Below are 26,450 nucleotides of genomic sequence, written 5' to 3' on the forward strand. Positions count from 1 at the left end.
ACTCACTTGGCGGTGGACTTGGGCGCGCTGTCGTCCACCTTGACTGTGAACTTGCCCGACAGGATGTCGGCCTGCCTGGCCTTGACCTTGGCGACCACATCGGCCGGCACCTTGGTCTCGAAGGTGCCGAGCGGCGCGAGCTCCGAGCCCTTGTGCTTCATCATCGCGTAGGGGCCGTAGTCCTCGGCCGCGTACTTGCCTTCCTTCACGAGCTTGATCGCGCGGTCGGCGGCGGGCTCGAAGTTCCAGAGCGCCGAGGCGACCACGGTGTCGGGGTACTTGTCCTGCGTGTTGATCACGTTGCCGATCGCGAGCTTGCCCTTTTCCTTGGCCGCGTCGCTGACGCCGAAGCGCTCGGCGTACATCACGTCGGCGCCCTTGTCGATCATCGCGAAGGCCGCTTCCTTGGCCTTCGGCGGATCGAACCAGCTGTTGATGAAGCTGACGCTGAACTCGGTCTTGGGATTGACCTCCTTGGCGCCGGCCATGAAGGCGTTCATGAGGCGGTTGACCTCGGGAATCGGGAAGCCGCCGACCATGCCGATCTTGTTGGTCTTGGTCATGCCGCCGGCCACCATGCCCGACAGGTAGGCCGGTTCCTGGATGTAGTTGTCGAAGACCGAGAAGTTGGGCGCCTGCGGCTTTAGCGACGAGCCCATCAGGAAGGCGGTCTTCGGAAAGTCCTTCGCGACCTTGCGCGCCGCCGCCTCGACGCCGAACACCTCGCCCAGGATGAGCTGGTTGCCGGCGGTCGCGTACTCGCGCATGACGCGTTCGTAATCGGCGTTGGAGACGTTCTCGGTGGCCGTGTACTCGATCTCGCCGCGGGCCTCGGCCGCCTTCAGCGCCTTGTGGATGCGGCCCACCCATTGCTGCTCGAAGGGCACGGTGTAGACCGCCGCCACCTTGAGCTTGGCCTGCGCGAGTGCGAGCCCCGGCGCTCCGGCCGCGAGCGCGGCGGCAATGGCGACCGAACGGATGATCAACTGGCGGCGTGCTGTCACTGTGCTTCTCCTCGAGTGAATGAATATCTGACGGCGATGAACGATGCGGGTCCTTCGGGACACACCGAGGAACCGCCTTGCCGGGCCTCGGGTGTTGCCCCCGGCAGGGGGTGGGCGACTACACCAAGTGAGCCAATCTGGGGGCGAGCTACTTCGTCCCGAAGATGCGGTCGCCCGCATCGCCAAGGCCCGGAAGGATGTAGCCGTGGCTGCTGAGTTCGCGGTCGATGGCGGCGGTGTAGATCGGCACGTCGGGGTGCGCGTCCTGCATGGTCTTGACGCCCTCGGGGCAGGTCAGGAGGCAGACGAACTTGATCGACTTGGGGTTCAGTTCCTTGAGCCGCTCGACCGCCGCCACCGCCGAGTTGCCGGTGGCCAGCATCGGATCGACCACGATGCAGTCGCGGTCCTCCATGTCGCTCGGCATCTTGAAGTAGTACTCCACCGCGGTCAGCGTCTTCGGGTCCCGGTAGAGCCCGATGTGGCCGACGCGGGCGCCGGGCACCACGCTCAGCATGCCGTCCAGGATGCCGGTGCCGGCGCGCAGGATCGACACCAGCACCAGCTTCTTGCCGTCGATCACCTTGGCTTGCATCGTTTCGAGCGGGGTCTCGATCTCGATGTCCTGCATCGGCATGTCGCGCGTGACCTCGTAGGCCATCAGCATGCTGATCTCGTTGAGAAGACGGCGAAAGCTGTTGGTACTGGCCTCCTTGCGGCGCATCAGCGTGAGCTTGTGCTGGACGAGGGGGTGGTCGACGAGGTGGACGTTGCTCATGGATGTGGGGCGAGAAGCGCGAGGCGCTCTTGTCGTTGTTGGAAAGAGGGTGTGAGTCTAGAAGACGGTGCCGTCGCTCTCGATGCGCAGGGGTGGGGCACCCTCACGCAAGCGCTGTGCCATCACGCGGCCGGCGGCCCAGGTGCCACCCTCGAGCACGCGCGCCAGCGGCAGCTCTTCCTCGCTGCGCTCCATCACGTGGCGCACGCGCGCGGCCACCTCGTCGAGCAGCGCGACCGTCAGCGCCCGCCATTCGACGATGAACTCGTCGCCGACCTTCCAGGTGCGCTCGAGCAGTTCGGGGCTGCGCGGCACGACCAGCCCGCTGTCGATCAGGAGGCCGCCGTTGCGGTACTCGGGCAGCGCGGTGAGCGCCGCGACATGGCGCACCGACACGCCGGCCCATTCGAAGGGTTCGAGCAGCGAATAGCTGAGCCACTGCGACAGCTTGTGGAACGGCATCCAGCCGTTCGTGAGGCCGGGGCCGACCACCGCGCTGTGGCGCCAGCAGTCGCCGAGCGCGAGCGCCGGATCGCCCGAGCCGATGCCGCCGGGCTGGTCGCTGCCGTCGGCCGCGATGCTGTCGATCGCGTTGGCCGCAGGCCAGATGCCCGACAGCGAATCGAGCAGCAGCGAAAGGATCTCGTGGGCCGTGATCTCCGCGGTCGGAGGGGCGGCCGGGCCATAGGGGCCGACCAGCGCATCGAACAGGCCGCCCGGACGGCCGTCGTCGCCGAACACCTCGGGCCGCTCGTTCATCGCCTCGCCGAGGCGGCGCAGCAGGGTCGCGCGTCCCGCGAGTCCGACCAGCGGATTGAAGTCGCTGACCTGGAAGGCGTCGCCGAGCCGGTCGGTGACCAGGGCACGCAGCCCCGCCGCGTCGGCCTGCAGCGGCCGGGCCGGATTCGACGAGAACAGGCCGCTCGTGAAGGCATGGAAGCTCGCGACCGCGAGGCCCTCGGAACGCGTGAAGCGCTGGCCGTTCGCGGCCTCGACATAGTGCCAGTCGGGACCCGCGCCGGCGTCGAGCAGCACGCTCACCAGCACCAGGTCGATATGGGCGCGGGCACGCTGGCGGGCATCGGCATCGCCCAGCAGTTCGTCGAGCGCGGCCACACGGTTCACGCCGCCGGCCTCGAAGTGCCGCCAGCGGCTGTGATAGGGAATCGGTCCCCAGCTGTAGCGTTCCTGGGTGACTTCGGCCACCGTGCGCGCGGTGTCCTCGAGCGCGTTGTCGGCGCCGATCGTGAACCACTTCGATTCGCCGGCGCGGGCCCGCGCGAGCAGCGCGGCGGCGCGGCTGCGCACGGCCTGCGTGCTGCGCAGGAAGGCCGCGGCACCGGCGGCATGGGCCGTGTCGCCGACGAATTCGAGTGCCGGATCGACATGGCCCTGGGCATCGGCACTGCGTACCGCGGGGTTGGCGGTCGGACGTTCGGGGTCCAGGCCGTAGTTGTTGCTGCTCATTCGCTCAGTCCCCGGCCCTTGGCCTTCTTCAGTTCCTCGGCATCGGGCACCGCGCCCGGCGTGAAGTAACCGGCTGCCATCTTGGCATCCATCTCGACCCGGGCATCGGCCGGAATCAGTTCCTCGGGAATGTTGACGCGGGTGCCGATCTCGATCCCCGAACCCGTGATGGCGTCGAACTTCATGTTGCTCATCGACACCAGGCGGTGGATCTTGCGGATGCCCAGCCAGTGGAAGACGTCGGGCATCAGCTCCTGGAAGCGCATGTCCTGCACGCCGGCCACGCATTCGGTGCGGGCGAAATACTGGTCGGCCGTGTCGCCGCCGACCTGGCGCTTGCGGGCGTTGTAGACCAGGAACTTGGTGACCTCGCCGAGCGCCCGGCCTTCCTTGCGCGAGTAGGCGATCAGGCCGACGCCACCGCGCTGCGCGCCCTGGATGCATTCCTCGATCGCGTGCGTGAGGTAGGGGCGGCAGGTGCAGATGTCGGAGCCGAAGACATCCGAGCCGTTGCATTCGTCGTGGATGCGCGCGGTCAGCTCGACCTCGGGATTGGCGAGGTCGCGCGGGTTGCCGAAGATGTAGATGGTCTGGCCGCCGATCGGCGGCAGGAACACCTCGAGGTCGGAGCGCGTGACCAGTTCGGGATACATGCCGCCGGTTTCCTCGAACAGCACGCGCCGCAGGTCGGTCTCGGAGCAGCCGAAGCGCTTCGCGACCGCAGGCAGGTACCAGACCGGCTCGATCGCGGCCTTGGTCACCATGGCGGCGCCGCCGGCGGTCAGGAACTTGCCGTCGGCCTTGAGCCGTCCGCTCTGCAGGGCCTCGATCACCTCGGGCAGGATCACGTGGGCCTTGGTGATCGCGATGGTCGGGCGGATGTCGTAGCCGGCCGCGAGCTCGGTCGAGAACACGTCGGCCACCAGCGCGCCCCAGGGATCGAGCGAGACGATGCGGCCCGGCTCGCTCCACTGCGGATAGGGGCCGATGACGTCGGTCGGCGCGGTGTTCGTGAGGTCGGCCTTGTGCTGCGGATCGAGCGCCCCCGCGGCCACCGCCAGCGCGCGGTAGACGCTGTAGGAACCGCTGTGGGTGCCGATGACGTTGCGGTGTGCGCGCTTGGTGGTGGTGCCGACGACCGGGCCGCGCTCGGCGGCGGAAGCAGCGCCCCATTGGATGGGCAGGGCGCCGAAGCCGCCAGCGTGCGAGGTCAGGCGGATATGGCTGCGAGGGGCCTGGCTGGCAGGAAGGATGGGCGAGAGCGAGGCGGGAGACGAAGGGGGAGAAGAAGTGGTCGGAACGGTGTCAACGGACATTGCAGGCCCTCAAAAACAGCAATGTACCGAGGCGTTTCGCAACTGGCAAGCCAGCGTGTACGCCATTCGCCGTAAGCGGGCGGCGTGCACGGCACAATCCGCGCGAACCTTGTTTTTCGCGGCGCCCGTAACCGGTGTCGATCCACGCACGAATGAGAATGGAAAGCCCGATGGCCAGGAGCGAAGCGGAGATGCGGCTGCACGACCTGTTCGTGCGCGGCCTCGCCGGCGACGCCGTGGCCTATCGCAGCTTCCTGCAGCAGCTGGCCTCGCACCTGCGGGCCTTTCTGGGCCGGCGCCTGTTCGGCTGGCCCGACGAGGTCGAGGACCTGGTGCAGGAATGCCTACTCGCCATGCACAACCAGCGCCACACCTATCAGTCCGACCAGCCGCTCACCGCCTGGGTGCATGCGATCGCGCGCTACAAGATGATCGATCTGCTGCGGGCCAAGTCCGTGCGTGAGGCACTGCACGACCCGATCGACGACGAAATGGCGCTGTTCGCCGATTCGGCGATCGAGGCCAGCGACGCCCGGCGCGACCTGGACGGGCTGCTCGCGACTTTGCCGGATCGGCAGCGGCTGCCCATCGTGCACGTCAAGCTCGCGGGGCTCTCGGTGGCCGAGACCGCGCGCCTCACAGGCATGTCGGAGTCGGCCGTCAAGGTCGGCGTGCATCGAGGGCTCAAGGCGCTGGCGAAGAAGTTCGCAGGGGGAGACCGACCATGAAGACCGACCGGCTGGTGTCGATGCTCGCCGCGCAGCTCGAACCGGTGCCGCGCCATCGCACCTCGCAGCGGCTGTGGCTGGCGCTTGCGGTGGGCCTGCCGTTCGCCGTGGCCTGGGCCTGGATGGCGTTCGGCCCGCGACGCGACCTGATCCAGGCCATGTTCTGGCCGATGTTCTGGGTCCGGCTGCTGTTCGGGGTCTCGATCGGTGCAGCCGGCTTCGTGATCGTCCACCGCCTCGCGCGACCCGGCGTGCGGGTGCGCAGGGCCTGGGTCGGCCTCGCGGCGCCGTTGCTGCTGATCTGGGTGCTGGCGCTGGTGGCGCTGTGGGCGGCACCGGCCGGCGAGCGCGCCGAGCTGGTCTGGGGCCAGACCTGGCGCAGCTGCGGCGCCAGCATCGCGATGATCTCGCTGCCCGTCTTCCTGACCGCGCTGTGGGCCCTGAAGGGCCTGGCCCCGACCCGGCCCGCGCTGGCCGGCGCGGCGGCCGGCCTGCTGGCCGGCGGCACGGGCGCCGCGGTCTATGCCTTTCATTGCCAGGAACTGGCGGCGCCCTTCATCGCGATGTGGTACGTCGCCGGGATCGCGCTGCCGGTGGTGGCCGGAGCGGTGGTGGGGGCCCGGCTGCTGCGCTGGTGAGGTGCCTCGGCGGACATCGCCGGATTGTTCAACGCTTCTTCGAGCCGAAGATGCCGCCCAGCACGCCGCGCAGGATCTCGCGGCCGACCGAAGTGCCCATGGTGCGGACGGCCGACTTGGCCATGGTTTGCGCGAGCCCGTCGCGCTTGCCGCCGCGCGGACCGGTGGAGCCGAACAGGATCTCGTTGAGGCCGCCCATCATCCCGCCGGACTCGGCTTCGGCCGGGGCGCCGGCCTTGCCCTTGGCGCCGGCCGGCGCGGGTGCATCGGGCGCGCTGTCGGCGCGGCCCTTGAGCTTCTCGTAGGCCGACTCGCGGTCGACCGCCTTCTCGTAGACGCCCGCGACCAGCGAACTGGCGATCAGCGCCTGCCGCTGGGCCGCGGTGATCGGTCCGATCTGGCTGCCGGGCGGCAGCACGTACACCCGCTCGGTGATGCTCGGGCGGCCCTTGTCGTCGAGGAAGCTCACCAGTGCCTCGCCGACCGCGAGCTCGGTGATGGCGGCCTCGATGTCGAGTCCGGGCTTTTGCCGCATCGTGGTGGCGGTCGCCTTGACCGCCTTCTGGTCGCGCGGCGTGAAGGCGCGCAGCGCGTGCTGCACCCGGTTGCCGAGCTGCGCGAGCACCGAATCCGGAATGTCGAGCGGATTCTGGGTGACGAAGAAGACGCCCACGCCCTTGGAGCGCACCAGCCTCACGACCAGCTCGATGCGCTCCACCAGGGCCTTGGGCGCCTCGTTGAAGAGCAGGTGGGCCTCGTCGAAGAAGAACACCAGCTTGGGCTGGTCGGGGTCGCCGATCTCGGGCAGCTGCTCGAACAGCTCGGACAGCAGCCACAGCAGGAAGGTGGCATACAGGCGCGGCGAGTTCATGAGCTTGTCGGCCGCGAGGATGTTGACCACCCCCTTGCCGCCCTCGGTCTGCATGAAGTCGGCGATGTTGAGCATCGGCTCGCCGAAGAACTTGTCGCCGCCCTGCGTCTCGATGGCCAGCAGCCCGCGCTGGATCGCGCCGACGCTGGCCGCGCTGATGTTTCCGTATTCGGTCGTGAACTGGCTCGCGTTCTCGCCGACATGCTGCAGCATGGCGCGCAGGTCCTTGAGGTCGAGCAGCAGCAGGCCGTTGTCGTCCGCGATCTTGAACACCAGGTTCAGCACGCCCGACTGCGTCTCGTTGAGGTTCAGCATGCGTCCCAGCAGCAGCGGCCCCATGTCGGAGATGGTGGCGCGCACCGGATGGCCCTGTTCGCCGAACACGTCCCACAGCGTGACCGGGCAGGCCAGCGGCGCGGGAAGGTCGAGCCCGCGCTCCTTCAGCGTGGCCGCCATCTTGGCGCCGATGCTGCCGGCCTGGCTGGCGCCCGTGAGGTCGCCCTTGACGTCGGCCATGAAGACCGGAACGCCGATCGCCGACAGCTTCTCGGCCAGGGTCTGCAGCGTCACGGTCTTGCCGGTGCCGGTGGCGCCGGTGATCAGGCCGTGGCGGTTGGCCAGGGCGGGCAGCAGGTTGCATTCGATGTCGCCGTGGCGGGCGATGAGCAGGGGGTCGGCCATGGGGTTTTCCGGTGGTTTCCAGGGGGTCAGTCTAGCGAAGCCGGCCTTCTATAATCGCCGTCCACGCGAAGGTTCCCAGGGGACCTGCAAAGATATGCCCGCCAGCCCCACGGCACACGCGTCTCAAATTGGTCCCGGAGTTTCATTTGTCATCGTCTGTCCCCTCATCCGTGCCCGCCGCCGGCGACCCCTCTGCCCAGTCCGCTCTAGAGAATGAATTGGCCGTCCTGCTGGTCGAATCGCTGAACCTCGAAGTGGCTCCGGCGGACATCGTGCCGACCGCGCCGCTCTACGGCGAAGGCCTGGGCCTGGACTCCATCGACATCCTCGAAGTCGCGCTCGAAGTCTCGCGCAAGTACGGCTTCCAGCTGCGTTCGGACGACGAACGAAACCAGCAGATCTTCGAATCGCTGCGCAGCCTTGCGGCGCATGTCGCGCAGCATCGCGGCGCTTCCTGACCCATGACCCGTTGGCGCCTGGCGCTCCTGCTGATCGCGGGGGTGGGCTATGCCTTCCTTTCGCACTGGATGATGCTGTTCCATGCGGCCGCGCCGTGGGCGGTCGCGGTGCTGCTCGGGCCGCTGTGGCTGACCGCACTCGGCATCGCGGGCAGCCGCTTCGGCGGCTGGGGCCTGCTGGCGGCGGCGCTGGTCGGTCTGGCGGGCTTCGCGCTGGTGCTCAACGGCGAGGCCGGCGATCCGAACCGGCTCTACGTGCTGCAGCATGTCGGCATCAATGCGCTGCTCGCGGTCTGGTTCGGCAGCACGCTGCGCGGTGACCGGCTGTCGCTGATCGGCCAGTTCGCCGAGCGCGTGCATCCGCTGTCGCCCGCGATGCGCATCTACACGGCCCAGGTCACGTGGGTCTGGACCGGCTACTTCGTCGCCATGGCCGTCGCTTCGATCGCGGTCTACGCCAGCCTGTCGTTCGCGGCCTGGTCGGTGCTCGCGAACCTGCTGACACCGCTGATGGTGGTCGGCCTCTTCGTCGGCGAGCACCTGCTGCGCTATCGCCTGCACCCCGAGTTCGAGCGCACCCGGATGGTCGATGCGGTGCGCGCCTTCTACGGCGCCTCGTCGGACCACGGCGCCCGGCGTCGAACGCCGTGACCCTCTCGACGCTTGCCGACCGGCTGCTGCCGCTGCTGGCCGCGCGCGACCTCGCGCGTCCGCTGGCCTGGCGCGACGGCGTTGCGCTCAGCGGACACCGGTTCCTGGCCGACGTGGCGCAGCTTGCACGCGCGTTGCCCGAGAGCGGCCCGGTGGTCAACCTGTGCAGCGACCGCTACGCCTTCGCGGTGGCCTTCGGCGCGGCGCTGGTCCGCGGGCAGGCGAGCCTGCTGCCGCCCGACGCCCGCCCCGATACGCTGGCGCGGCTGCACGAGGCGGGCGACCCGGCCTACGCGGTGATCGACGAGGCAACGCTGCAGACGCCGGGCCTGACGAGCGTGATGGTGGCCACGGCGGATGCGGCCGGAGCGGTCGCGCAAGCCGATGCCACCGTGCCGTGCTTTCACGCCGGCCGCCACGCCGCCAGCCTGCTGACCTCGGGCTCGACCGGCGCGCCGCAGCCGCACGCCAAGTCGTGGGGCACGCTGGTCGGCGACATCGAGGCCGCGGTGCCGCGCCTTGCCGCGCTGCTCGGCCGGCCCACGCTGGAAGGCCTGACGCTGATCGCGACCGTGCCGGTGCAGCACAGCTACGGACTCGAATCATCGGTGCTGCTGGCGATGCTCGGCGGCGCCGCCTTCGATGCCGGCCGCCCCTTCTTCCCGGCTGACGTGGCGCGCGCGCTGGCCTCGGTGCCGCGGCCGCGCGCATTGGTGACCACGCCGTTCCATCTCAAGACACTGCTGCTGTCGGGCATCGCGCTGCCTCCGGTGGACCTCGTGCTGTCGGCCACCGCACCGCTGTCGCCGCAGCTCGCGGCGCAGGCCGAGCGGGCGACCGGCGGCGTGCTGGTCGAGATCTACGGCAGCACCGAGTCGGGCCAGGTCGCCACGCGCCGACCCACGCAGAGCGAAGTGTGGGAAACGCTGGGCGACATCCGCGTGCAGGCTCGACCCGGCGCCGACGGCAGCGAGACCTTCGTCGTCGAGGGCGATTTCATCCCCGAGCCGACGCCGATGGCCGACGTGCTCGATCGGGTCGATGCGCGCAGCTTCCGCCTGCTCGGCCGCGCCAACGACCTGATCCACGTGGCCGGGCGGCGCAGTTCGCTGGGCTACCTGAACCATCACCTCAACAGCATCCCCGGGGTCGAGGACGGCGCCTTCTGGCTGCCCGACGAGGTGGCCGACGGCGTGGTGCGGCCGGTGGCCTTCGTGGTGGCGCCGACGCTGGCGGCGCAGGCCATCGTGGCAGCGCTTCGCGAGCGGCTGGAGGCTGTGTTCGTGCCCCGACGCGTGGTGCACGTGACGGCCTTTCCTCGTGCCGACACCGGCAAGCTCACGGTGCGCGCGCTGCGCGAGTTCGCGCTCGCGCAGCTCGCTGCCGACGACACGCCGGTGCGGGTCACGCGCGAGGTCGCCGACGACCATCCGGCCTTCGCGGGCCATTTCCCGGGCCAGCCGCTGCTGCCGGGCGCGCTGCTGCTGTCCGAGGTGCTGGAGGCGCTGCGCGGCGTGCCGGCCCTGTCGGCGCGGCTCGGGCCGGCACCGACCCTGGCCGCGGCCAAGTTTCTCGCGCCGGTTCGGCCCGGCAATGCGCTCGAGATCGACCTGCTGCCCGAGGCCGGCGCCGCGCGCGGCCTGCGCTTCGAGGTCCGTTGCGGCAACGAGATGGTCGCGAGCGGACGCTGGCTGCCGGGCGACAGCGCATGAGCCGCCCGGCCGCTCCGAAGGCGAATGCCGAAGCCCCGCGTCAGGCCGAGTGGCAGCACGCGCCAGAGCGCAGCAACATGCTTGCGCTGCGCCTCATCTGCTGGATCGCGATCCAGTGCGGGCGGCCGCTCACGCGGCTGATCCTGCATCCGATCAGCGCCTATTTCCTGCTGTTCTCGCCGAACCAGCGGCGCCACATCAAGCGCTACCTGTTCCGCACCATCGGGCCCAAGGCCGGCTGGGCCGACGGCTACCGGCTGCTGCATGCCTTCTCGTCGACCGTGCTCGACCGGCTCTACTTCCTGCGCGGGCGGCTGGACCTGTTCGACATCCGCATCTATGGCAATCGGCCGGTCGAGGCCGAGGTCGCGGCCGGACGGGGTGCCTTCATGGTCGGCGCGCACGTCGGCAGCTTCGAGGCCGTGGGTGCCTGCAAGCACCGCGCCGAATCGCCCGCCGAGCTGCGGCCCGCGATGCTGATGTATCCGGACAACGCGCAGCAGATCAACGCGGTGCTGAACGCCATCAGCCTGCCGGCGCAGCGGCCGCACATCATCGCGCTGGGCCGGCCGCACTCGATGCTCGCGCTGCGCGACTGGCTCGATTCGGGTGGCCTTGCGGGCCTTCTGGCCGACCGCACCCTGGCCGGGCCCGAAGAGGCCGGCCCGCAGCGCGGCAGCAGCATCGAGATCCCGTTCCTTGGCCAGCCCGCGATCTTCAACGACGGGCCGTTCCGGCTCGCGGCCTTGTTGCGGCGCAAGGTGTTCTTCATGGCCGGCCTCTACCAGGGCGGTGCCCGTTACGATGTGCTGTTCGAGCCGCTGGCCGACTTCAGCGAGCGCCCGGGCGATCCGGCCGAGCGCGAACGGCGCATCCGCGCGGCGCTCGAAGCCTATGTGGCCCGGCTCGAGGCGCTCTGCCGCGCCTATCCGTACAACTGGTTCAACTTTCATGATTTCTGGCTCGAAGATCCGCATTGAACGATGGGGCAGGGCGCTGCTCGCGGCGCTGGCCCTCGGCGTGTTCCTCCTGCCCTCGGCCTGGTCCTTCGAACTCGACGACCTGATGGCGCTGCTGGCGCAGCAGAAGGGCGGCGAGGCGCGCTTCACCGAGCAGCGATTCGTGCGCGGCCTCGAAGGTCCGCTCGATGCAAGCGGCACGCTGAGCTTCACGGCCCCCGACCGGCTGGTGCGTCGCACCCTGTCGCCGCGCGCCGAGACCATGAGCGTTGAGGGCAACACGCTGACGCTGTCGCGCGGCGGCCGCACGCGCACGCTGGCGCTCGACAGCATGCCCGAGCTGCTCGGCATGGTCGAGGCGATGCGCAGCACCTTGAGCGGCAACCGCCAGGGCCTGCAGCGCTACTTCCGCGGCACGCTGGCCGGCAACGCTGCCGGCTGGTCGCTCGATCTGCAGCCGATCGATCCGCGCCTCGCGGCCCAGGTGCGCACGATGCGCCTGAGCGGCCGCGGCGGCGAGGTGCTCGGCGTCGACATGGAGTTCATCGGCGGCGACCGTTCGGTCATGAGCATCACGCCCGATCGTCCCGCAGCCGGCGCGGTGGCAGTGCCCGCGCGCGCCACGCCGTGACGCGAGGCGCCGCCGCCGTGGGCCGGCCGCGCGCCGCGCTGCCGCTCGCGATCTGGTTGCTGGCGCTGGTGGCCGGCGTGCTGCTGATCACGCGCACCCACTTCAGCGCCGATCTCTCGGCCTTCCTGCCGGCCAGCCCCGACGCGCGCCAGCAGGTGCTGATCGACCAGCTGCAGAGCGGCATCGCCTCGCGCACCATCTTCATCGGCATCGAAGGCGGCAGGGACGCGGCCGGGCGGGCCGAGGTGTCGCGCGCGGTGGCCTCGGCGATGCGCCAGAGCAGGCTCTTCGACCAGGTGCAGAACGGCGACACCAGCGACTGGAAGGACACCGGCACCTGGCTCTTCGACCACCGCTACCAGCTGGCACCGGACGTCTCGCCCGAGCGCTTCACGGCCGCAGGCCTGCGCGACGCGATCATCGACAGCCTCTCGATGCTCGGGACCCCCGCGGGCAATGCGCTCAAGCCGCTGCTGGAGCGCGATCCGACCGGCGAGACGCAACGCATCGCCGAGGGGCTGATCCCCGCCAGCTCGCCGCGCAGCGAGGAGGGCGTCTGGGTCTCGCGCACGGCACCCCGGGCGCTGATCCTCGCCACCACGCATGCCGCGGGCAGCGACCTCGACACCATCGCGGTGGCGATCGCGCGCGTGCAGGCAGCCTTCGCGGCCGCCACGCGCGCGCTGCCGGCGGCCGACCGACCACAGCTCCAGATGACCGGCGCGCCCGTGTTCTCGGTGCAGAGCCGCGACCAGATCAAGTCGGAGGCGATCCACCTGGCCGTGGTCGGCGCGATCGTCATGAGCGGCCTGCTGCTGCTGGCCTTCGCCTCGCCGCGCGCGCTCGTGATCGCCGTGCTGCCGGTGGCGACCGGCGTGGTCGGCGGCACCGCGATGGTCAGCCTGGTGTTCGGCAACGTGCACGGCCTCACGATGGGCTTCGGCAGCACGCTGATCGGCGAGACGGTCGACTACGCCATCTACTACCTGATCCAGGCCCGGGGCGCGGCGGTGCCGGGAACCGGGTGGGCGCGCTGGCGCGACATCCACTGGCCGACCGTGCGCCTCGGCCTCCTGACCTCGGTCTGCGGCTTCGCGGCGCTGGTGTTCTCGGGCTTCCCGGGGCTCGCGCAGCTCGGCGTGTTCTCGATCGCGGGGCTGATCTCGGCGGCGCTGGTGGCGCGCCACGTGCTGCCGGTGCTGGCGCCGGACGGCGCTGCGGGCATGGGCATGCGGCGCCAGATGGCGAAAGCCGCAGGCCTGCTGGTGCGCGGGCTGCCGCGCCTGCGCTGGGCGCTCGCGGCGCTCGGCGCAGGCGCGCTGGCGCTGGTGCTCTGGCAGGGCGGCTACCTGTGGCGGGCCGATCTCGGCGCCATGAGCCCGGTGCCCAAGGCCGCCCAGGCCCTCGATGCCGAACTGCGCGAGGACATCGGCGCCAGCGACGGCGGAACGCTGGTCGTGGTGCATGGCACCGACCTCCAGGCCACGCTGCGCAGCACCGAGGCCGCCGGTGCGCGGCTCGAGGCGCTGGTCGATCGCGGCGAGCTGAGCGGCTTCGAGACGGTCACGCGCGTGCTGCCCAGCGAAGCCGCGCAGGCAGCGCGCATCGCGAGCCTGCCCGATGCAGACAGCCTGCGCGCTCGCCTGGCCGAGGCCACGCAGGGACTGCCCCTGCCGGCCGCGCGGCTGGAGCCCTTCATCGCCGACGTGCAGGCCGCGCGCGCGCGGCCGATCATCGGGCGCGAAGACCTCCGGGGCGGCCCGCTCGATGCGCTCGCGAGCGCGCTGATGTTCGAGCGCGCGGCGGGCGGATGGTCGACGCTGATCTCGCTGCATCCGGGCCCGGGCTTCGACGCCGCGAAGCTGGCCGCCGCGCTCGACGGCCTGGCCGACGTGCAGGTGGTCAACGTCGGCGACGAGCTCACCGGCCTCTACCAGCGCTACCTGCGCGAGGCCTTCCTGCAGGTGCTGCTGGGCGCGCTCGCGGTGGTCCTGCTGCTGGCTTTCAGCCTGCGCTCGGGCCGGCGGCTGCTCGCCGTCTGCCTGCCGCTGGTGGTTGCGGTGGTGCTCGTGCTGGGCGGCATGGCGGTGCTGCACGTGCCGCTCGGCATCCTCCACCTGGTCGGCCTGCTGCTGATCGTGGCCGTGGGATCGAACTACGCGCTCTTCTTCGACCAGCTGCGCGTGACCGGCCGCGCCGACGAGGACACGCTGGCCTCGCTGATGCTCGCCAACATCACGACCGTGGTGTCCTTCGGCCTGATCGCGATCTCCGACATCCCCGCGCTGTCCTCGATCGGCCGCGTGGTGGCGCCGGGTGCGCTGCTCGCGCTGCTGCTGTCGGCGGCCTTTGCGCGCAGCGCGGTGCGCCGCTGAGGGAAAATCCGTCGCCATGCCGCCGAACGCCGTTCCCGCCGTCAACCCGCCGTCCGAAGCCTGGCCCTGGCCGCCCATGGTCCGCGCCAGCGTCGGCTGCCACCTCATGGCCGGCGGCGCCGCGCTGCTGCTGCCGGGCGCCGTGCCCTGGGCCATCGGTGCCGTGGCGCTCAACCATGCGCTGATCACCGCGGCCGGGCTGACACCGCGCAGCAGCCTTCTCGGGCAGAACCTCACGCGACTGCCGCCCGCTGCGGTGGCGCGCCGCGAAGTGGCGATCACGATCGACGACGGCCCCGACCCCGAAGTGACGCCGCAGGTGCTCGATCTGCTGGCCGCGCACGGCCAGCGCGCCACCTTCTTCTGCATCGCCGAGCGCGCGGCCGCGCATCCGGCACTGGCGCGCGAGATCATGGCGCGTGGCCACAGCATCCAGAACCACACGGCGCGGCATCGTCACAACTTCTCGCTGCTCGGTCCGCGCGGCCTGGCGCGCGAGATCTCGCACGCGCAGCAGCTGCTGTTCGAGGTCACGGGGCAGCGGGCCAGCTGCTTTCGCGCGCCTGCGGGCCTGCGCAATCCCTTCCTGGCGCCGGTGCTGCACCGTCTGGGCCTGTCGCTCGTGAGCTGGACCCGGCGCGGCTTCGACACCCGGGAGCGCGATCCGGCAGTGGTGCTTTCGCGGCTCGAAACCGATCTCGCAGCCGGAGACATCCTGCTGCTGCATGACGGCCATGCGGCACGCACCGCGACCGGCCAGGCCGTGCTGCTCGAGGTGCTGCCGCCGCTGCTCGACCGGCTCGGGCGCGAAGGGCTGCGTGCCGTGACCCTGCCGGAGGCATTCGAATGAGCGCTGCCTGCGCCGCGTCGCGCAGCACCGAGGTTTCCCGATGAGCAAGAACCCCCCGAGCCTTCCACTGTCGCCCGATGAAGCCTGGCGCCGCGTCCACGAGCAGGCCAGCGCCCCCTATCGCCAGGCCGGTCGCTTCGCCTGGCATTTCGCACGCGGCAAGCTCGGCCGCGACCCGGTCTTCCGCGGTCTGGTCGGGCGCGGCCTCATCGGCGCCGACCGCCGGCGCGTGGTCGACATCGGCTGCGGCCAGGGTCTGTTCGCGAGCCTTCTCGTCACGCTCCATGCCATGCACGCCAGGGGCGCCTGGCCCGCTTCGTGGGACGCGACGCCCGCCTTGACCCGCTACACAGGCATCGAGCTGATGCCCCGGGACGTGGCGCGCGCCGAGACTTCCATCGGCCACCTGCAGCCCAAGCCGGAATTCATCTGCGCCGACATGTGCACCGCAGAGCTGCCGCCCTGCGACCTGGTCGTGATCCTCGACGTCCTGCACTACGTCGACCTCCAGGCCCAGGAAGCGGTGCTGCGCCGCGTGCGCGATTCGCTCCAGCCTGGCGGCCGCCTGCTGCTGCGCGTCGGCGATGCATCGAGCCGGCGCGGCTTCGCGATCAGCCAGTGGGTTGACCGCACCGTGACCCGTGTGCGCGGGCACCGCGTGTCGCCGACCTGGGGCCGCACGCTGCAGGAGTGGACGCAGCTGCTAGAGCGGCTCGGGTTCTCGGTGCGCAACATCCCGATGAGCGCAGGCACGCCGTTCGCCAACGTGCTGCTGGTGGCGGACATCGCATGACCGCGCCGCAGACCCTCGATCGCGCCGGCATCGCGCGGCGCATTCCGCACGCCGGCCGCATGTGCCTGCTCAAGCGCCTGCTGTCCTGGGACGAACAGGCCATCCGCTGCAGCACCGCCACGCATGCCGAGGCCGACAACCCGTTGCGCACCGCCTCGGGCCTGCTGGCGCCGACGCTGATCGAATACGCCGCCCAGGCCATGGCGCTGCACGGCGGCCTGCTGGCCGCCGAAGGCGTCGAGCCATCGGCCGGTTTCATCGCCAGCGTGCGCAACGTGCGGCTGGCGATCGATCGGATCGACGACATCGAAGGCGAACTGCAGGTGAATGCCGAGCGCCTGACCGGCGATGCGAACCAGGTGCTCTATCGATTCGAGGTGCAGGATGCGCGCGGGCGCACCCTGGCCGACGGGCGGGCGGCGGTGGTGCTCAACACGCCGCTGGCTGCGGAAAGGACCCCATGAGCCTCGAAGGAAAGCGCGCCCTGGTCACGGGCGCCAGCGGTGCGCTCGGCAGCGCCATCGCCCGGCGCCTCGCGCGCGACGGCGCCACGCTGCTGCTGCATGCCAACGGCCGGCCCGAGGCGGTCGAGCAGCTGGCGGCGGCCATCGTGGCGGCCGGCGGCAAGGCCGAATGCGTGGTCTTCGACCTGCGCAGCGAAGAGGCCACGGGCGCGGCCTGCGAGCGCATGCTCGAAGGCGGCCCGGTGCAGGTCATCGTGAACAACGCCGGCGTGCACGACGACGCCGTGCTGCCCGGCATGCGCGCCGAGCAGTGGCACCGGGTGATTGACGTCTCGCTCAACGGCTTCTTCCGCGTCACGCAGCCGCTGCTGCTGCCGATGCTGCGCACCCGCTGGGGGCGGATCCTCAACATCTCGTCGGTGGCCGCGCTCGCCGGCAACCGCGGCCAGGTCAACTACGCGGCCGCCAAGGGCGCGCTCAATAGCGCCACCAAGGCACTGTCGCTCGAGGTCGCGGCGCGCGGCGTCACCGTCAATGCGATCGCGCCGGGCATCATCGCCTCGCCGATGGCCGACGCCGCCTTCGATGCGGACCTGATCCGGCAGATGGTGCCCGCCAGGCGTGCGGGCACGCCGGAGGAAGTGGCGGCGCTCGCGGGCTTCCTGGCCGGAGACGAGGCGGCCTACATCACCGGGCAGGTGATCTCCGTCAACGGCGGAATGTATTAGGCCCCCACGCTCCCCCGCTGCGTGTGGGTCGCTGCCCCCCGAGGGGCCCGCAGGCCGGCTTGGGACGGCCCGGCGCCGGCCGGCCATTGTCCCGCGCGCTATTGCTTGGGCACCATCGCGAAGAAGGGCCCGAGGCTGCCGAGAAACCAGTTCTGGCCGAAGTCGAGCGCGGCACGGCGGTATTTCTCGTCGGCCTGCGCGGCCAGCAGATCGAGCCGCGCCACCACCTTCGACAGCTCGCGGTCGACCAGCAGGTTGCGCCCGCGCTCGCTGATCTCGGTGGCCAGCAGCACCGGCTGGCCGTCGGGGCCGGTCCTGGAGCCGATCAGCCAGAGCGAGATCTCGAAGTTGCGCGCCGCCCGAAAGCTGTTCTCGGCGCTCACGCCGTCGAGCATGTTCTGCTCCCAGGTGTCGCCATTGGCCTGCTTGAGCAGCGCCGCCCAGCCGACCACCAGGGCCGCGACGCGGTCGCCCTGGAAGGGCTTGGGCGTGGTCTCGAAGGCCAGCCGGATGGCGTCGACGCCGTAGGCCCCCTGCAACTGGGGCAGCGGCTGGTTCTCCGAGATCGACGTCCAGGTGCGCTGGATCGCCTCGTCGGCGCTGGCGCACCACTTGCGCCATTCGCGCGGGTTGCGGCGATAGAGCGACAGCTGCACCCGGCGCACCGACTGCAGGTTGTCGCGCAGCGCCAGGTTGGCGATGCGGTTGGCGCCGCTCTGCAGCCATTCGGTGTTGTCGTAGGGCTGGGCGCGATCGGTGGATGTGCAGCCGGCCAGGCCGAATGCCAGCGCGGCGCCGCCGAGCAGGCAGGCACGGCGCTGAAGGGGCCCGGAAAGAGGGGGAACACGCATGGGCCGCACGTTATCATCCTCGGCGCAGCCGGCGGCCCCGCACGCGCACTGCGAAACAGCCGAATCTGCTTACAAATCAATACCTTGGAAGCTTCCTTGGCAATCCACCTGGCAACCACACCGGCCCCAGCGCCGGCGCAACCCGGCTTCGGGCCGACCTGACGTGCGCCTCAATTCCATCAAGCTTTCGGGCTTCAAGTCCTTCGCCGAGCCGACCAACTTCCTGCTGCCCGGGCAACTGGTCGGCGTGGTCGGCCCCAACGGCTGCGGCAAGTCGAACATCATGGACGCGGTGCGCTGGGTGCTCGGCGAATCGCGCGCCTCGGAACTGCGCGGCGAGTCGATGCAGGACGTGATCTTCAACGGCACCACCACACGCAAGCAGGCCAGCCGGTCCAGCGTCGAACTCGTGTTCGACAACGCCGACCATCGCGCCGGCGGCCAGTGGTCGCAGTTCGCCGAGATCGCGGTCAAGCGCGTGCTCACGCGCGACGGCAATTCGAGCTACTACATCAACAACCAGCCGGTGCGCCGGCGCGACGTCCAGGACGTGTTCCTCGGCACCGGCCTCGGCCCCCGTGCCTACGCGATCATCGGCCAGGGCACGATCAGCCGGATCATCGAATCCAAGCCCGAGGAACTGCGACTGTTCCTCGAGGAAGCGGCCGGGGTCTCCAAGTACAAGGAACGCCGGCGCGAGACCGAGAACCGCCTGGGCGACACGCGCGAGAACCTCACGCGGGTCGAGGACATCCTGCGCGAGCTCAACAGCAACCTCGAACGCCTCGAGAAGCAGGCCGAAGTGGCGGCGCGCTACAACACGCTCACGGGCGACGCGACGCGCAAGCAGCACCAGCTGTGGTTCCTCAAGCGCAGCGAGAGCGAGGCCGACCAGGCCAAGGTCAAGGCCGATGCCGAGCGCGCGATCAACGACCTCGAGTCGCGCACCGCCGACCTGCGGCACGTCGAGGCCGATCTCGAAGCCGTGCGCCAGGGCCACTACGCGGCCGGCGACCAGGTCAACCAGGCCCAGGCCCGGCTCTACGAGGCCAGCGCCGAGGTCGGGCGTCTCGAGGGCGAGATCCGTTTCGTGGTCGAGGGCCGCCAGCGGGTCGAGCAGCGCCTGGTGCAGTTGCGCGAGCAGATCGCCCAATGGGGCGCCCGGCGCGAGGACGCCGAGGCCGAGATCGAGACGCTGGCCGGCCAGGGCGTGAACGCCGAGGAGCAGGCCGAACTGCTGGCCGCCCAGCTCGAGGAACACGACGCCCGCCTGCCCGAGCTCGAGGATGCGCAGCAGCGCGCGCAGAACGAAGCCAACACGCAGCGGGCCACGGTGGTCCAGGTGCAGCAGCAGATCCAGGTGCTGGCGGCCGACCAGCGCAACATCGAGGAACAGAGCCGGCAGCTCAACCAGCGCGCCGAACGGCTGCGCGTGGACCGCAACGCGCTCGCGGCCCCTGACGAGGCCCGGCTGCAGGATCTGCAGGCCCAGCTCGCGACCGCCCAGGAAGCCTCGGCAGAGGCCGAGGCCCGTCTGCACGAATTGCAGGAAGCCGTGCCCCAGCTGGACGACGACCGGCGCACGCGCCAGCAGGCGGTCAATGCCGAAGGTGCGCGGCATGCCGACCTGTCGGCCCGGCTCGAGGCGCTCAAGGCGCTGCAGGAGAAGGTCCGCACCGACGGCAAGCTCGCGCCCTGGCTCGCGAAGCACGGCCTCGACGGCCTGCAGGGCCTGTGGAGCCGCATCCACATCGAGCAGGGTTGGGAGAGCGCGCTCGAATCGGCATTGCGCGAGCGCATGGGTGCGCTCGAGGTCAGCCGGCTCGACATGGTGCGCGCCTTCGGCAGCGACGCCCCGCCGGCCAAGCTGGCCTTCTACACGCCGCCTGCGGCGGGCCGGCCTCAGGCCGCATCGGAGCTGCCGCGCCTGTCGGACCTGCTGCGGCTCGGCGATGCCGGCCAGCAGGCGCTGCTGGCCGAATGGCTGCATGGCTGCTTCACGGCGCCATCGCTCGAAGCCGCACTCGCGCAGCGCGAGCGCCTGCAGCCGGGCGAGGTGGTGTACGTGCAGAGCGGCCATGCGGTCACGCACCACAGCGTAAGCTTCTACGCGCCCGATTCGGAGCAGGCCGGGCTGCTCGCGCGCCAGCAGGAGATCGAGAACCTCGACCGCCAGCTGCGCGCCCAGGCGCTGATCGCCGACGAGTCGCGCACCGCGCTGGCACGCGCCGAGGCCGCCTACGGCGATGCCGCGCAGCGCCTGGTGGCGGCGCGCCGCGATGCCGGCGAGACGCAGTCGCGCGCCCACGAGCTGCAGGTCGAGACCCTGCGACTCGCGCAGCTGGCCGAGCAGGCCCGGGCGCGCAGCGCGCAGCTCGCCAGCGACCTCGGCGAGGTCGATGCCCAGCTCGAGGAACTGCAGGAGCGCCGCGTCGCGGCCGAATCGCGCTTCGAGGAACTCGACATGCAGCTGGCCGACAGCCAGGAACGCCATGCGCAGCTCGACGAACGCGTGATCGAGGCCGGCCGCGCCCTGAGCGCGAGCCGCGAGCAGCACCGCAGCCTGGAGCGCCAGGCGCAGGAGGCGACCTTCGCGCAGCGCACGCTCGAGGCCCGGCGCGGCGAGCTCAGCCGTGCCATCGAGACCGCGACGCAGCAGAACGTGGCACTGGCCGACGAGGACGAACGCGCGCGCGCCGAGCTCGGCCGGCTGTCGGACGCCGCAGCCCAGGCCGGGCTGCAGGACGCGCTGTCGCTCAAGCTCGAGCGCGAAGGTGCGCTCGGCGCCGCGCGCAGCCAGTACGACGACCTCACGCTCAAGCTGCGCGCGAGCGACGAGCGCCGCCTGCAGCTCGAGCGCGAGCTCGACCCGCTGCGCCAGCGAATCACCGATTTCCAGCTCAAGGAGCAGGCCGCCCGCCTGGGCTTCGAGCAGTACCAGCAGCTGCTGGCAGACGCCCAGGCCGACCTGGAAGCGGTCGCGCTGTCGATCGAGACCGACAAGGTGCGCCTCTCGGGCCTGCAGGGCGAGATCGACCGCCTGCACCGCGAGGTCGCGGCGCTCGGCGCGGTCAACCTGGCGGCGCTCGACGAGCTCGCGGTGGCGAGCGAGCGCAAGGTCTTCCTCGACGCCCAGTCGGCCGACCTCAACGAGGCCATCGGCACGCTCGAGGACGCGATCCGCAAGATCGACGGCGAGACGCGCGAGCTGCTCGGCGGCACCTTCAAGATCGTCAACGAGCACTTCAGCCGGATGTTCCCCGAGCTCTTCGGCGGCGGCAACGCACGCCTCATGATGACCGGCGACGAGATCCTCGACTCCGGCGTGCAGGTGATGGCGCAGCCGCCCGGCAAGAAGAACCAGACCATCCACCTGCTCTCGGGCGGCGAGAAGGCGCTGACCGCGATCGCGCTGGTGTTCGCGATCTTCCAGCTCAACCCGGCACCGTTCTGCCTGCTGGACGAGGTCGATGCGCCGCTCGACGACGCCAACACGGAGCGCTACGCCAAGCTGGTCACGGCCATGAGCCGCGAGACGCAGTTCCTGTTCATCAGCCACAACAAGATAGCGATGGAGATGGCCGAGCAGCTGATCGGCGTGACCATGCAGGAGCAGGGCGTCTCGCGCATCGTGGCGGTCGACATGGAATCCGCCGTGTCGATGGTCGAGGCGGCATGATGACCCCCACGCTCCTCACTTCGTGTGTCGCTGCCCCCCGAGGGGGCCGCAGCCGCCTTGGGGCGGCCCGGCGGCGTCTGAGCCGGTGCACCCCATGAGCAATCTCACTGTTGCCCTTGCCATCGTCGGCGGTCTGGTGCTGGCCGCGCTGGTCGGCTTCAACGCCTGGACCTCGCGCCGCAACACGCCGCGCCAGCCCGACGCCACCGACAGCCTGCCGTCGTCCCTGCATCAGCCGTTGGCCGCGCCCGGCGACCAGGAGCCGGTGCTGCATGTCGAGCCCCGCGCCGTGCCCGGCAACGAGCGCCACGAGCCGCTGTTCGACCCCGACCTGCCGGCGCCCAGCGCACTCGTCGTGCCCTCGGGCGAACGGCGCGGCGGCCTCGATCCGCTGATCGACGTGATCGCGCCGGTGTCGCTCGACGGCCTCGCCTCCGGCGACGCTGCGATCGCCGCCATGCCGGCCACGCGCCGGGCGGGCAGCAAGCCGGTGGCGGTCGAGGGCCTCAACGAGTTCACGGGCGAGTGGGAACCCGCCACCGCCGGCCAGCGCTACGGCGCCTTCCAGGTCGGCGTGCAGATGGCCAACCGCACCGGCGCCCTCAACGAGATCGAATACTCGGAATTCGTGGTCAAGGCCCAGGCCTTCGCGGATGCCGTCAACGGTGCTCCCGAGTTCCCCGAGATGCTCGACGAGGTGGCGCGGGCGCGCGAGCTCGACCAGTTCGCGAGCTCGCACGACGCCCAGCTCGGCTTCGTGCTGCGCGCTCGCCATGCCGCCTGGAGCCCCGGCTACGTGCAGCAGAACGCGGCGCGCCTGGGCTTCGTGGCCGGGATCATCCCGGGCCGCATGGTGCTGCCGGCAGGCGAGCCGGGCCTGCCGCCGATCCTCGGCCTGTCCTTCGACACCCAGGCCGCGCTGGCCGACGACCCGGCGCAATCGGCGATCCGCGAGCTCACGCTGAGCCTCGACGTGCCGCAGGTCGACCGTGGCGAGCGCCCCTTCGTGCGCATGCGCGAGTCCGCCGCCACGCTGGCGCGCGAGATGGACGGCATCGTCACCGACGGCGACGGCCAGCTGCTGCGCGAAGAAACCATGGACGCGATCGGCGTCGACCTCGAGCAGCTCTACGACACGCTCGACTCGCGCGATCTTTCGGCCGGTTCACCGCTGGCGCGGCGCCTGTTCAGCTAGGCCGGAGAAGCTCATGACACCGCGCGAAGACGCGCTGCGCGAAGCCACCCGGCTGAGCGAGCAGCTGCACCGCCACGCCCACCTCTACTACGTGCTCGATGCGCCCGAGCTGCCGGACGCCGAGTACGACAAGCTCTTCAGGCGCCTGCAGGCGCTGGAGGCCGAGTACCCGGATCTGCGCACGCCCGATTCCCCCACCCAGCGCGTGGGCGGCCAGCCGCTCGACGGCTTTGCCAAGGTGCGCCACAAGGTGCCGATGCTGTCGATCCGCACCGAGACCGACATCACGCCGGCCGGCGCCAGCGCCTTCGATGCGCGGGTGCGCAAGGAGCTCGGCCTGGCCGAGGACGGTCCCCAGGTGACCTATGTCTGCGAACTGAAGTTCGACGGCCTCGCGCTCAACCTGCGCTACGAGCAGGGCGTGCTGGTGCAGGCTGCCACGCGCGGCGACGGCGAGATCGGCGAGGAGGTGACGCAGAACATCCGCACCGTGCAGCAGATCCCGCTGCGGCTGCACGGCGAGGCCTCGGCCATTCCGCCGGTGGTCGAGGTGCGCGGCGAGGTCTACATGCGGCGCGACGACTTCGACGCCCTCAACGCACGCCAGCGCGAGAAGATCGCGGCCGGCCAGAAGAACGAGAAGGTCTTCGTCAACCCGCGCAATGCCGCGGCCGGCGCGGTACGCCAGCTCGACCCGGCCATCGCGGCGCAGCGGCCGCTGAGCTTCTTCGCCTACGGCCTCGGCGAGGTCACGCCGCCGGCCGAGGGCGGCCCCGACCACGCCACCCAGTTCGACTGGCTGCAGCAGTTCGCGGCCTGGGGCTTCCCGGTGGCGCAGCAGACCGCCCGCGCCCGCGGCGCGATCGAGCTGATCGCCTTCCACGAGACCATCGGCCGCCAGCGCGACGGCCTGCCCTACGACATCGACGGCGTGGTCTACAAGGTCGACAGCGTCGAGGAACAGCGCCGCCTTGGCTTCGTCTCGCGCGAGCCGCGCTGGGCCGTGGCCCACAAGTACCCGGCCCAGGAGCAGCTCACCGAGGTGCTCGCGATCGAGGTGCAGGTGGGACGCACCGGCAAGCTCACGCCGGTGGCCAAGCTGGCGCCGGTGTTCGTGGGCGGCGTCACCGTGACCAACGCGACCCTGCACAACGAGGACGAAACCCGCCGCAAGGACGTGCGCGTGGGCGACACGGTCATCGTGCGGCGCGCCGGCGACGTGATTCCCGAGGTGGTGGGCGTGCTGCCCGAGAGCGCGGCACGGCCGGACGCCGAGCGCGGCCCCGTCTTCACGATGCCGCGCCAGTGCCCGGTCTGCGGCTCGGACGCGGTGCGCGAGGAGGGCGAGGTCGACTACCGCTGCAGCGGCGGCCTGTTCTGCGCCGCCCAGCGCAAGGAGGCGATCCTGCATTTCGCGGCCCGGCGCGCGCTCGATATCGAGGGACTGGGCGACAAGCTGGTCGAGCAACTGGTCGACGCCGACCTGATCCGCACGCTTCCCGACCTCTACAAGCTGGGCTTCACGACCTTGGCGGGCCTCGATCGCATGGCCGACAAGTCAGCCAGGAACATCGTCGACGCGCTCGAGGCGTCCAAGAAGACCACCTTGCCGCGCTTCCTGTTCGGCCTCGGTGTGCGCCATGTCGGCGAGAGCACGGCGAAGGAGCTGGCGCGCCACTTCGGCAAGCTCGATGCGGTGATGGACGCGAGCGAGGCGCAGTTGCTGGAGGTCGAGGACATCGGCCCGGTGGTTGCGAGCAGCCTGCGCACCTTCTTCGACCAGCCGCACAACCGCGAGGTGGTCGAGCAGCTGCGCGCCTGCGGCGTGCACTGGGAGGAGGGCGAACCGGCACCGCGCGCCGCCAAGCCACTGAGCGGAAAGACCTTCGTCATCACCGGCACGCTTCCTACGCTGAGCCGCGAGGAAGCGAAGGAAAAGCTGGAAGGGGCCGGCGCCAAGGTGGCAGGCTCGGTCAGCAAGAAGACCGACTACCTGGTCGCGGGTGCCGAAGCGGGCAGCAAGCTCGACAAGGCCAACGCACTGGGCGTCCAGGTGATCGACGAGGCGGGGATGCTCGGCATCCTGGGCGGCGCGGCCGACTGAAACCGGACCGGACGCGACTGAACCCGCGCGGATTTTCCCGGTCAACAGGAAGTGCCGCCGGCCGTTGACTGGTGGAACGCGTCTGGAGATCCGAATGAAGCGCATCGTTCTCGTGTCGATCGCGGCCGCCTCGGCGGCCCTGCTGGGCGGCTGTGTCGCGCCGGGACCGTATTACGCGTCGCCGTACGGCGGCTACTACGCGGCCTCGCCGGTGGTGGTCTCGCCCTCGATCTACTACGGAGGCTATTACGGGGCTTGGGGCGGCTGGCCCGGGTACTACGGCCGGCCGGGCTGGCCAGGCTACTACGGCGGCTACTACGGGCGACCCGGTTACTACGGCTGGGGCGGCCGTCCAGGCTACTACGCCGGAGCCTACGGGCGGCCCGGCTACTACGGGCGTCCAGGTGGCTACTACGGCGGCCGGCCCGGGTATTACCGCCGATAGCGCATATAGAGCATCCAGGGCGGCCGGTCGCTGCGTTTCGGCCCGAAGCCCGCTCGATGCGCCGCCCGCGAACGGCGCCGCCGCGATAATCCGCAGATGGCCATCCGCGAAATCCTCAAGATGGGCGACCCCCGGCTGCTGCGCATCGCGCAGCCCGTGGCTGCCTTCGACACCGACGAACTGCACCTGCTGGTGCGCGACATGTTCGAGACCATGCATGCGGTCAACGGCGCCGGCCTCGCGGCGCCGCAGATCGGCGTCGACCAGCAACTGGTGATCTTCGGCACCAACACCGTGAATCCGCGCTATCCGGATGCGCCGATCGTGCCGCGCACCGTGCTGCTGAACCCGGTCGTCACGCCGCTCGGCGAGGCCGAGGAGGAGGGCTGGGAAGGCTGCCTCTCGGTGCCGGGCCTGCGCGGCGTGGTGCCGCGCTTCGCGGCCGTCCGCTACACGGGGTTCGACCCGTACGGCGATCCGATCGATCGCACCGTGGACGGCTTCCACGCGCGGGTCGTGCAGCACGAGGTCGACCACCTGCTGGGCAAGCTGTACCCGATGCGGATGCGCGACTTCACGCGCTTCGGCTACACCGAGGTCCTGTTCCCGGGCCTCGATGCGAGCGAGGACGACTGATCAGTTCAGCCGGCCGCCGCTGCCCGCGACGCTGAAGCGTCCGGCGCCGAGGAAGGCCACGGCCAGCGCCGAGAACAGGAAGAGGCCCTGGGTCTCGAGCGCCCAGCCGCCGTTCTTGTCGAGCGACCAGAGCTGGCCGGTGTGAACCAGCCAGATCGCGACCAGCATGTTGATCACGATGATCCAGGCCGCCGCGCGCGTGTAGATGCCACCGATCAACAGCACCGGCGCGAGAATCTCTCCGACATAGACGAGGTACGCCAGCACGCCGGGCAGGCCGTGCGAGCTCAGCAGGCCGGAGACGAAGCCGACGCCGGTCGTGAGCTTGGCGGCGCCGTGCAGCAGCAGCAGGATGCCCAGGGCCAGGCGCAGCACGAGCTTGCCGGTGTCATCGGAACGGATCATTTGAGAAACCTTTCGTTGCTTGAAAACAGGC

General features: G+C 70.6%; 24 protein-coding genes. 17 read left to right on the top strand and 7 right to left on the bottom strand.

From position 1 onward, the window contains the following. Positions 1 to 2: 2 nt before the first annotated feature. The 4 genes from QTH87_RS12215 to QTH87_RS12230 all read right to left on the bottom strand — a co-directional run bounded on the left by QTH87_RS12215 (position 3) and on the right by QTH87_RS12230 (position 4,565). Entirely contained in the window at positions 3 to 1,004 is a 1,002-nt protein-coding gene (locus QTH87_RS12215; protein WP_286609275.1) for a BMP family protein, read from the bottom strand. Between the two features lie 148 nt (positions 1,005 to 1,152). Continuing rightward, positions 1,153 to 1,782: a uracil phosphoribosyltransferase gene (gene upp / locus QTH87_RS12220; RefSeq protein WP_286609277.1), complete on the bottom strand. Its 630-nt coding sequence runs from the start codon at positions 1,780 to 1,782 to the stop codon at positions 1,153 to 1,155. Between the two features lie 57 nt (positions 1,783 to 1,839). After that, positions 1,840 to 3,249, bottom strand: coding sequence for a DUF1688 family protein (locus tag QTH87_RS12225; RefSeq protein ID WP_286609278.1), 1,410 nt, complete (start codon positions 3,247 to 3,249; stop codon positions 1,840 to 1,842). Next, entirely contained in the window at positions 3,246 to 4,565 is a 1,320-nt protein-coding gene (locus tag QTH87_RS12230) for a GTP cyclohydrolase II (RefSeq protein WP_286609279.1), read from the bottom strand. Before QTH87_RS12230 ends, QTH87_RS12225 begins: the two co-directional genes overlap by 4 nt. Positions 4,566 to 4,735: 170 nt before the next feature. Between QTH87_RS12230 and QTH87_RS12235 the strand changes: the two genes are divergently transcribed. Then, complete coding sequence (locus tag QTH87_RS12235) at positions 4,736 to 5,293, top strand: sigma-70 family RNA polymerase sigma factor (RefSeq protein ID WP_286609280.1); 558 nt, start codon at positions 4,736 to 4,738, stop codon at positions 5,291 to 5,293. Beyond that, positions 5,290 to 5,931 carry an NrsF family protein gene (locus tag QTH87_RS12240; RefSeq protein WP_286609281.1) on the top strand — a complete coding sequence of 214 codons (642 nt, stop codon included), beginning with the start codon at positions 5,290 to 5,292 and terminating at the stop codon, positions 5,929 to 5,931. The genes QTH87_RS12235 and QTH87_RS12240 overlap by 4 nt, the downstream gene beginning before the upstream one ends. A 28-nt stretch (positions 5,932 to 5,959) precedes the next feature. Here QTH87_RS12240 and QTH87_RS12245 read toward each other — a convergent pair whose 3' ends face one another. Further along, entirely contained in the window at positions 5,960 to 7,483 is a 1,524-nt protein-coding gene (locus QTH87_RS12245; RefSeq protein WP_286609283.1) for a helicase HerA-like domain-containing protein, read from the bottom strand. A 146-nt stretch (positions 7,484 to 7,629) separates the two neighbouring features. Here QTH87_RS12245 and QTH87_RS12250 point away from each other — a divergent pair, with 146 nt between their 5' ends. From QTH87_RS12250 to fabG, 10 genes are read left to right on the top strand one after another with little or no spacing between them, the layout of a single operon-like run. Beyond that, entirely contained in the window at positions 7,630 to 7,941 is a 312-nt protein-coding gene (locus QTH87_RS12250; protein WP_286609285.1) for a phosphopantetheine-binding protein, read from the top strand. Positions 7,942 to 7,944: 3 nt separating this feature from the next. Continuing rightward, positions 7,945 to 8,592, top strand: coding sequence for a COG4648 family protein (locus QTH87_RS12255; protein WP_286609287.1), 648 nt, complete (start codon positions 7,945 to 7,947; stop codon positions 8,590 to 8,592). Beyond that, positions 8,589 to 10,304 (top strand): AMP-binding protein, encoded by a 1,716-nt coding sequence (locus QTH87_RS12260; protein ID WP_286609289.1) that lies wholly within the window; start codon positions 8,589 to 8,591, stop codon positions 10,302 to 10,304. Before QTH87_RS12255 ends, QTH87_RS12260 begins: the two co-directional genes overlap by 4 nt. Beyond that, positions 10,301 to 11,284: a lysophospholipid acyltransferase family protein gene (locus QTH87_RS12265; protein ID WP_286609291.1), complete on the top strand. Its 984-nt coding sequence runs from the start codon at positions 10,301 to 10,303 to the stop codon at positions 11,282 to 11,284. Before QTH87_RS12260 ends, QTH87_RS12265 begins: the two co-directional genes overlap by 4 nt. Beyond that, positions 11,256 to 11,894, top strand: a complete 639-nt coding sequence (locus QTH87_RS12270) for a LolA-related protein (protein ID WP_286609292.1) — start codon at positions 11,256 to 11,258, stop codon at positions 11,892 to 11,894. Before QTH87_RS12265 ends, QTH87_RS12270 begins: the two co-directional genes overlap by 29 nt. Beyond that, a complete protein-coding gene (locus tag QTH87_RS12275; RefSeq protein ID WP_286609293.1) occupies positions 11,891 to 14,269 on the top strand; it encodes an MMPL family transporter in 2,379 nt (792 codons plus the stop codon). The genes QTH87_RS12270 and QTH87_RS12275 overlap by 4 nt, the downstream gene beginning before the upstream one ends. Positions 14,270 to 14,285: 16 nt before the next feature. Then, the gene (locus QTH87_RS12280) at positions 14,286 to 15,119 is read left to right on the top strand and encodes a polysaccharide deacetylase family protein (RefSeq protein WP_286609295.1); all 834 of its coding nucleotides are present in this window, start codon (positions 14,286 to 14,288) and stop codon (positions 15,117 to 15,119) included. Positions 15,120 to 15,159: 40 nt separating this feature from the next. Continuing rightward, positions 15,160 to 15,912 carry a class I SAM-dependent methyltransferase gene (locus QTH87_RS12285; protein ID WP_286609297.1) on the top strand — a complete coding sequence of 251 codons (753 nt, stop codon included), beginning with the start codon at positions 15,160 to 15,162 and terminating at the stop codon, positions 15,910 to 15,912. After that, the gene (locus QTH87_RS12290; RefSeq protein ID WP_286609298.1) at positions 15,909 to 16,376 is read left to right on the top strand and encodes a hotdog family protein; all 468 of its coding nucleotides are present in this window, start codon (positions 15,909 to 15,911) and stop codon (positions 16,374 to 16,376) included. Before QTH87_RS12285 ends, QTH87_RS12290 begins: the two co-directional genes overlap by 4 nt. Then, on the top strand, positions 16,373 to 17,104 hold the full coding sequence (gene fabG / locus QTH87_RS12295) for a 3-oxoacyl-ACP reductase FabG (protein WP_286609299.1): 732 nt from the start codon (positions 16,373 to 16,375) through the stop codon (positions 17,102 to 17,104). The genes QTH87_RS12290 and fabG overlap by 4 nt, the downstream gene beginning before the upstream one ends. Positions 17,105 to 17,202: 98 nt before the next feature. Here fabG and QTH87_RS12300 read toward each other — a convergent pair whose 3' ends face one another. Continuing rightward, positions 17,203 to 17,955, bottom strand: a complete 753-nt coding sequence (locus tag QTH87_RS12300; protein WP_286609300.1) for a hypothetical protein — start codon at positions 17,953 to 17,955, stop codon at positions 17,203 to 17,205. 163 nt (positions 17,956 to 18,118) lie between these two features. Here QTH87_RS12300 and smc point away from each other — a divergent pair, with 163 nt between their 5' ends. The 5 genes from smc to def all read left to right on the top strand — a co-directional run bounded on the left by smc (position 18,119) and on the right by def (position 26,014). Beyond that, positions 18,119 to 21,634 (top strand): chromosome segregation protein SMC, encoded by a 3,516-nt coding sequence (gene smc / locus QTH87_RS12305; RefSeq protein ID WP_286609301.1) that lies wholly within the window; start codon positions 18,119 to 18,121, stop codon positions 21,632 to 21,634. A 94-nt stretch (positions 21,635 to 21,728) separates the two neighbouring features. After that, entirely contained in the window at positions 21,729 to 22,829 is a 1,101-nt protein-coding gene (locus QTH87_RS12310) for a cell division protein ZipA C-terminal FtsZ-binding domain-containing protein (RefSeq protein ID WP_286609303.1), read from the top strand. Positions 22,830 to 22,842: 13 nt separating this feature from the next. Continuing rightward, a complete protein-coding gene (gene ligA, locus QTH87_RS12315) occupies positions 22,843 to 24,933 on the top strand; it encodes an NAD-dependent DNA ligase LigA (RefSeq protein WP_286609305.1) in 2,091 nt (696 codons plus the stop codon). A gap of 64 nt (positions 24,934 to 24,997) precedes the next feature. Further along, positions 24,998 to 25,378: a hypothetical protein gene (locus QTH87_RS12320; protein WP_286609308.1), complete on the top strand. Its 381-nt coding sequence runs from the start codon at positions 24,998 to 25,000 to the stop codon at positions 25,376 to 25,378. Positions 25,379 to 25,474: 96 nt separating this feature from the next. Further along, positions 25,475 to 26,014: a peptide deformylase gene (gene def / locus QTH87_RS12325; protein WP_286609310.1), complete on the top strand. Its 540-nt coding sequence runs from the start codon at positions 25,475 to 25,477 to the stop codon at positions 26,012 to 26,014. On the opposite strand, the gene QTH87_RS12330 is transcribed toward def, so the two are convergent. Beyond that, positions 26,015 to 26,419 carry a DoxX family protein gene (locus tag QTH87_RS12330; RefSeq protein WP_286609311.1) on the bottom strand — a complete coding sequence of 135 codons (405 nt, stop codon included), beginning with the start codon at positions 26,417 to 26,419 and terminating at the stop codon, positions 26,015 to 26,017. Positions 26,420 to 26,450 lie beyond the last annotated feature (31 nt).

Source organism: Variovorax jilinensis (assembly GCF_030316885.1).
GTDB lineage: Bacteria > Pseudomonadota > Gammaproteobacteria > Burkholderiales > Burkholderiaceae_C > Variovorax > Variovorax jilinensis.

What these genes read in the sequence shown, in the direction of transcription:
- upp (WP_286609277.1), bottom strand. Translation starts at nt 1,782, where the DNA reads ATGAGCAACGTCCACCTCGTCGACCACCCCCTCGTCCAGCACAAGCTC.
- QTH87_RS12225 (WP_286609278.1), bottom strand. Translation starts at nt 3,249, where the DNA reads ATGAGCAGCAACAACTACGGCCTGGACCCCGAACGTCCGACCGCCAAC.
- QTH87_RS12230 (WP_286609279.1), bottom strand. Translation starts at nt 4,565, where the DNA reads ATGTCCGTTGACACCGTTCCGACCACTTCTTCTCCCCCTTCGTCTCCC.
- QTH87_RS12235 (WP_286609280.1), top strand. Translation starts at nt 4,736, where the DNA reads ATGGCCAGGAGCGAAGCGGAGATGCGGCTGCACGACCTGTTCGTGCGC.
- QTH87_RS12240 (WP_286609281.1), top strand. Translation starts at nt 5,290, where the DNA reads ATGAAGACCGACCGGCTGGTGTCGATGCTCGCCGCGCAGCTCGAACCG.
- QTH87_RS12245 (WP_286609283.1), bottom strand. Translation starts at nt 7,483, where the DNA reads ATGGCCGACCCCCTGCTCATCGCCCGCCACGGCGACATCGAATGCAAC.
- QTH87_RS12255 (WP_286609287.1), top strand. Translation starts at nt 7,945, where the DNA reads ATGACCCGTTGGCGCCTGGCGCTCCTGCTGATCGCGGGGGTGGGCTAT.
- QTH87_RS12265 (WP_286609291.1), top strand. Translation starts at nt 10,301, where the DNA reads ATGAGCCGCCCGGCCGCTCCGAAGGCGAATGCCGAAGCCCCGCGTCAG.
- QTH87_RS12270 (WP_286609292.1), top strand. Translation starts at nt 11,256, where the DNA reads ATGATTTCTGGCTCGAAGATCCGCATTGAACGATGGGGCAGGGCGCTG.
- QTH87_RS12280 (WP_286609295.1), top strand. Translation starts at nt 14,286, where the DNA reads ATGCCGCCGAACGCCGTTCCCGCCGTCAACCCGCCGTCCGAAGCCTGG.
- QTH87_RS12285 (WP_286609297.1), top strand. Translation starts at nt 15,160, where the DNA reads ATGAGCAAGAACCCCCCGAGCCTTCCACTGTCGCCCGATGAAGCCTGG.
- QTH87_RS12290 (WP_286609298.1), top strand. Translation starts at nt 15,909, where the DNA reads ATGACCGCGCCGCAGACCCTCGATCGCGCCGGCATCGCGCGGCGCATT.
- fabG (WP_286609299.1), top strand. Translation starts at nt 16,373, where the DNA reads ATGAGCCTCGAAGGAAAGCGCGCCCTGGTCACGGGCGCCAGCGGTGCG.
- QTH87_RS12300 (WP_286609300.1), bottom strand. Translation starts at nt 17,955, where the DNA reads ATGCGTGTTCCCCCTCTTTCCGGGCCCCTTCAGCGCCGTGCCTGCCTG.
- QTH87_RS12310 (WP_286609303.1), top strand. Translation starts at nt 21,729, where the DNA reads ATGAGCAATCTCACTGTTGCCCTTGCCATCGTCGGCGGTCTGGTGCTG.
- ligA (WP_286609305.1), top strand. Translation starts at nt 22,843, where the DNA reads ATGACACCGCGCGAAGACGCGCTGCGCGAAGCCACCCGGCTGAGCGAG.
- def (WP_286609310.1), top strand. Translation starts at nt 25,475, where the DNA reads ATGGCCATCCGCGAAATCCTCAAGATGGGCGACCCCCGGCTGCTGCGC.
- QTH87_RS12330 (WP_286609311.1), bottom strand. Translation starts at nt 26,419, where the DNA reads ATGATCCGTTCCGATGACACCGGCAAGCTCGTGCTGCGCCTGGCCCTG.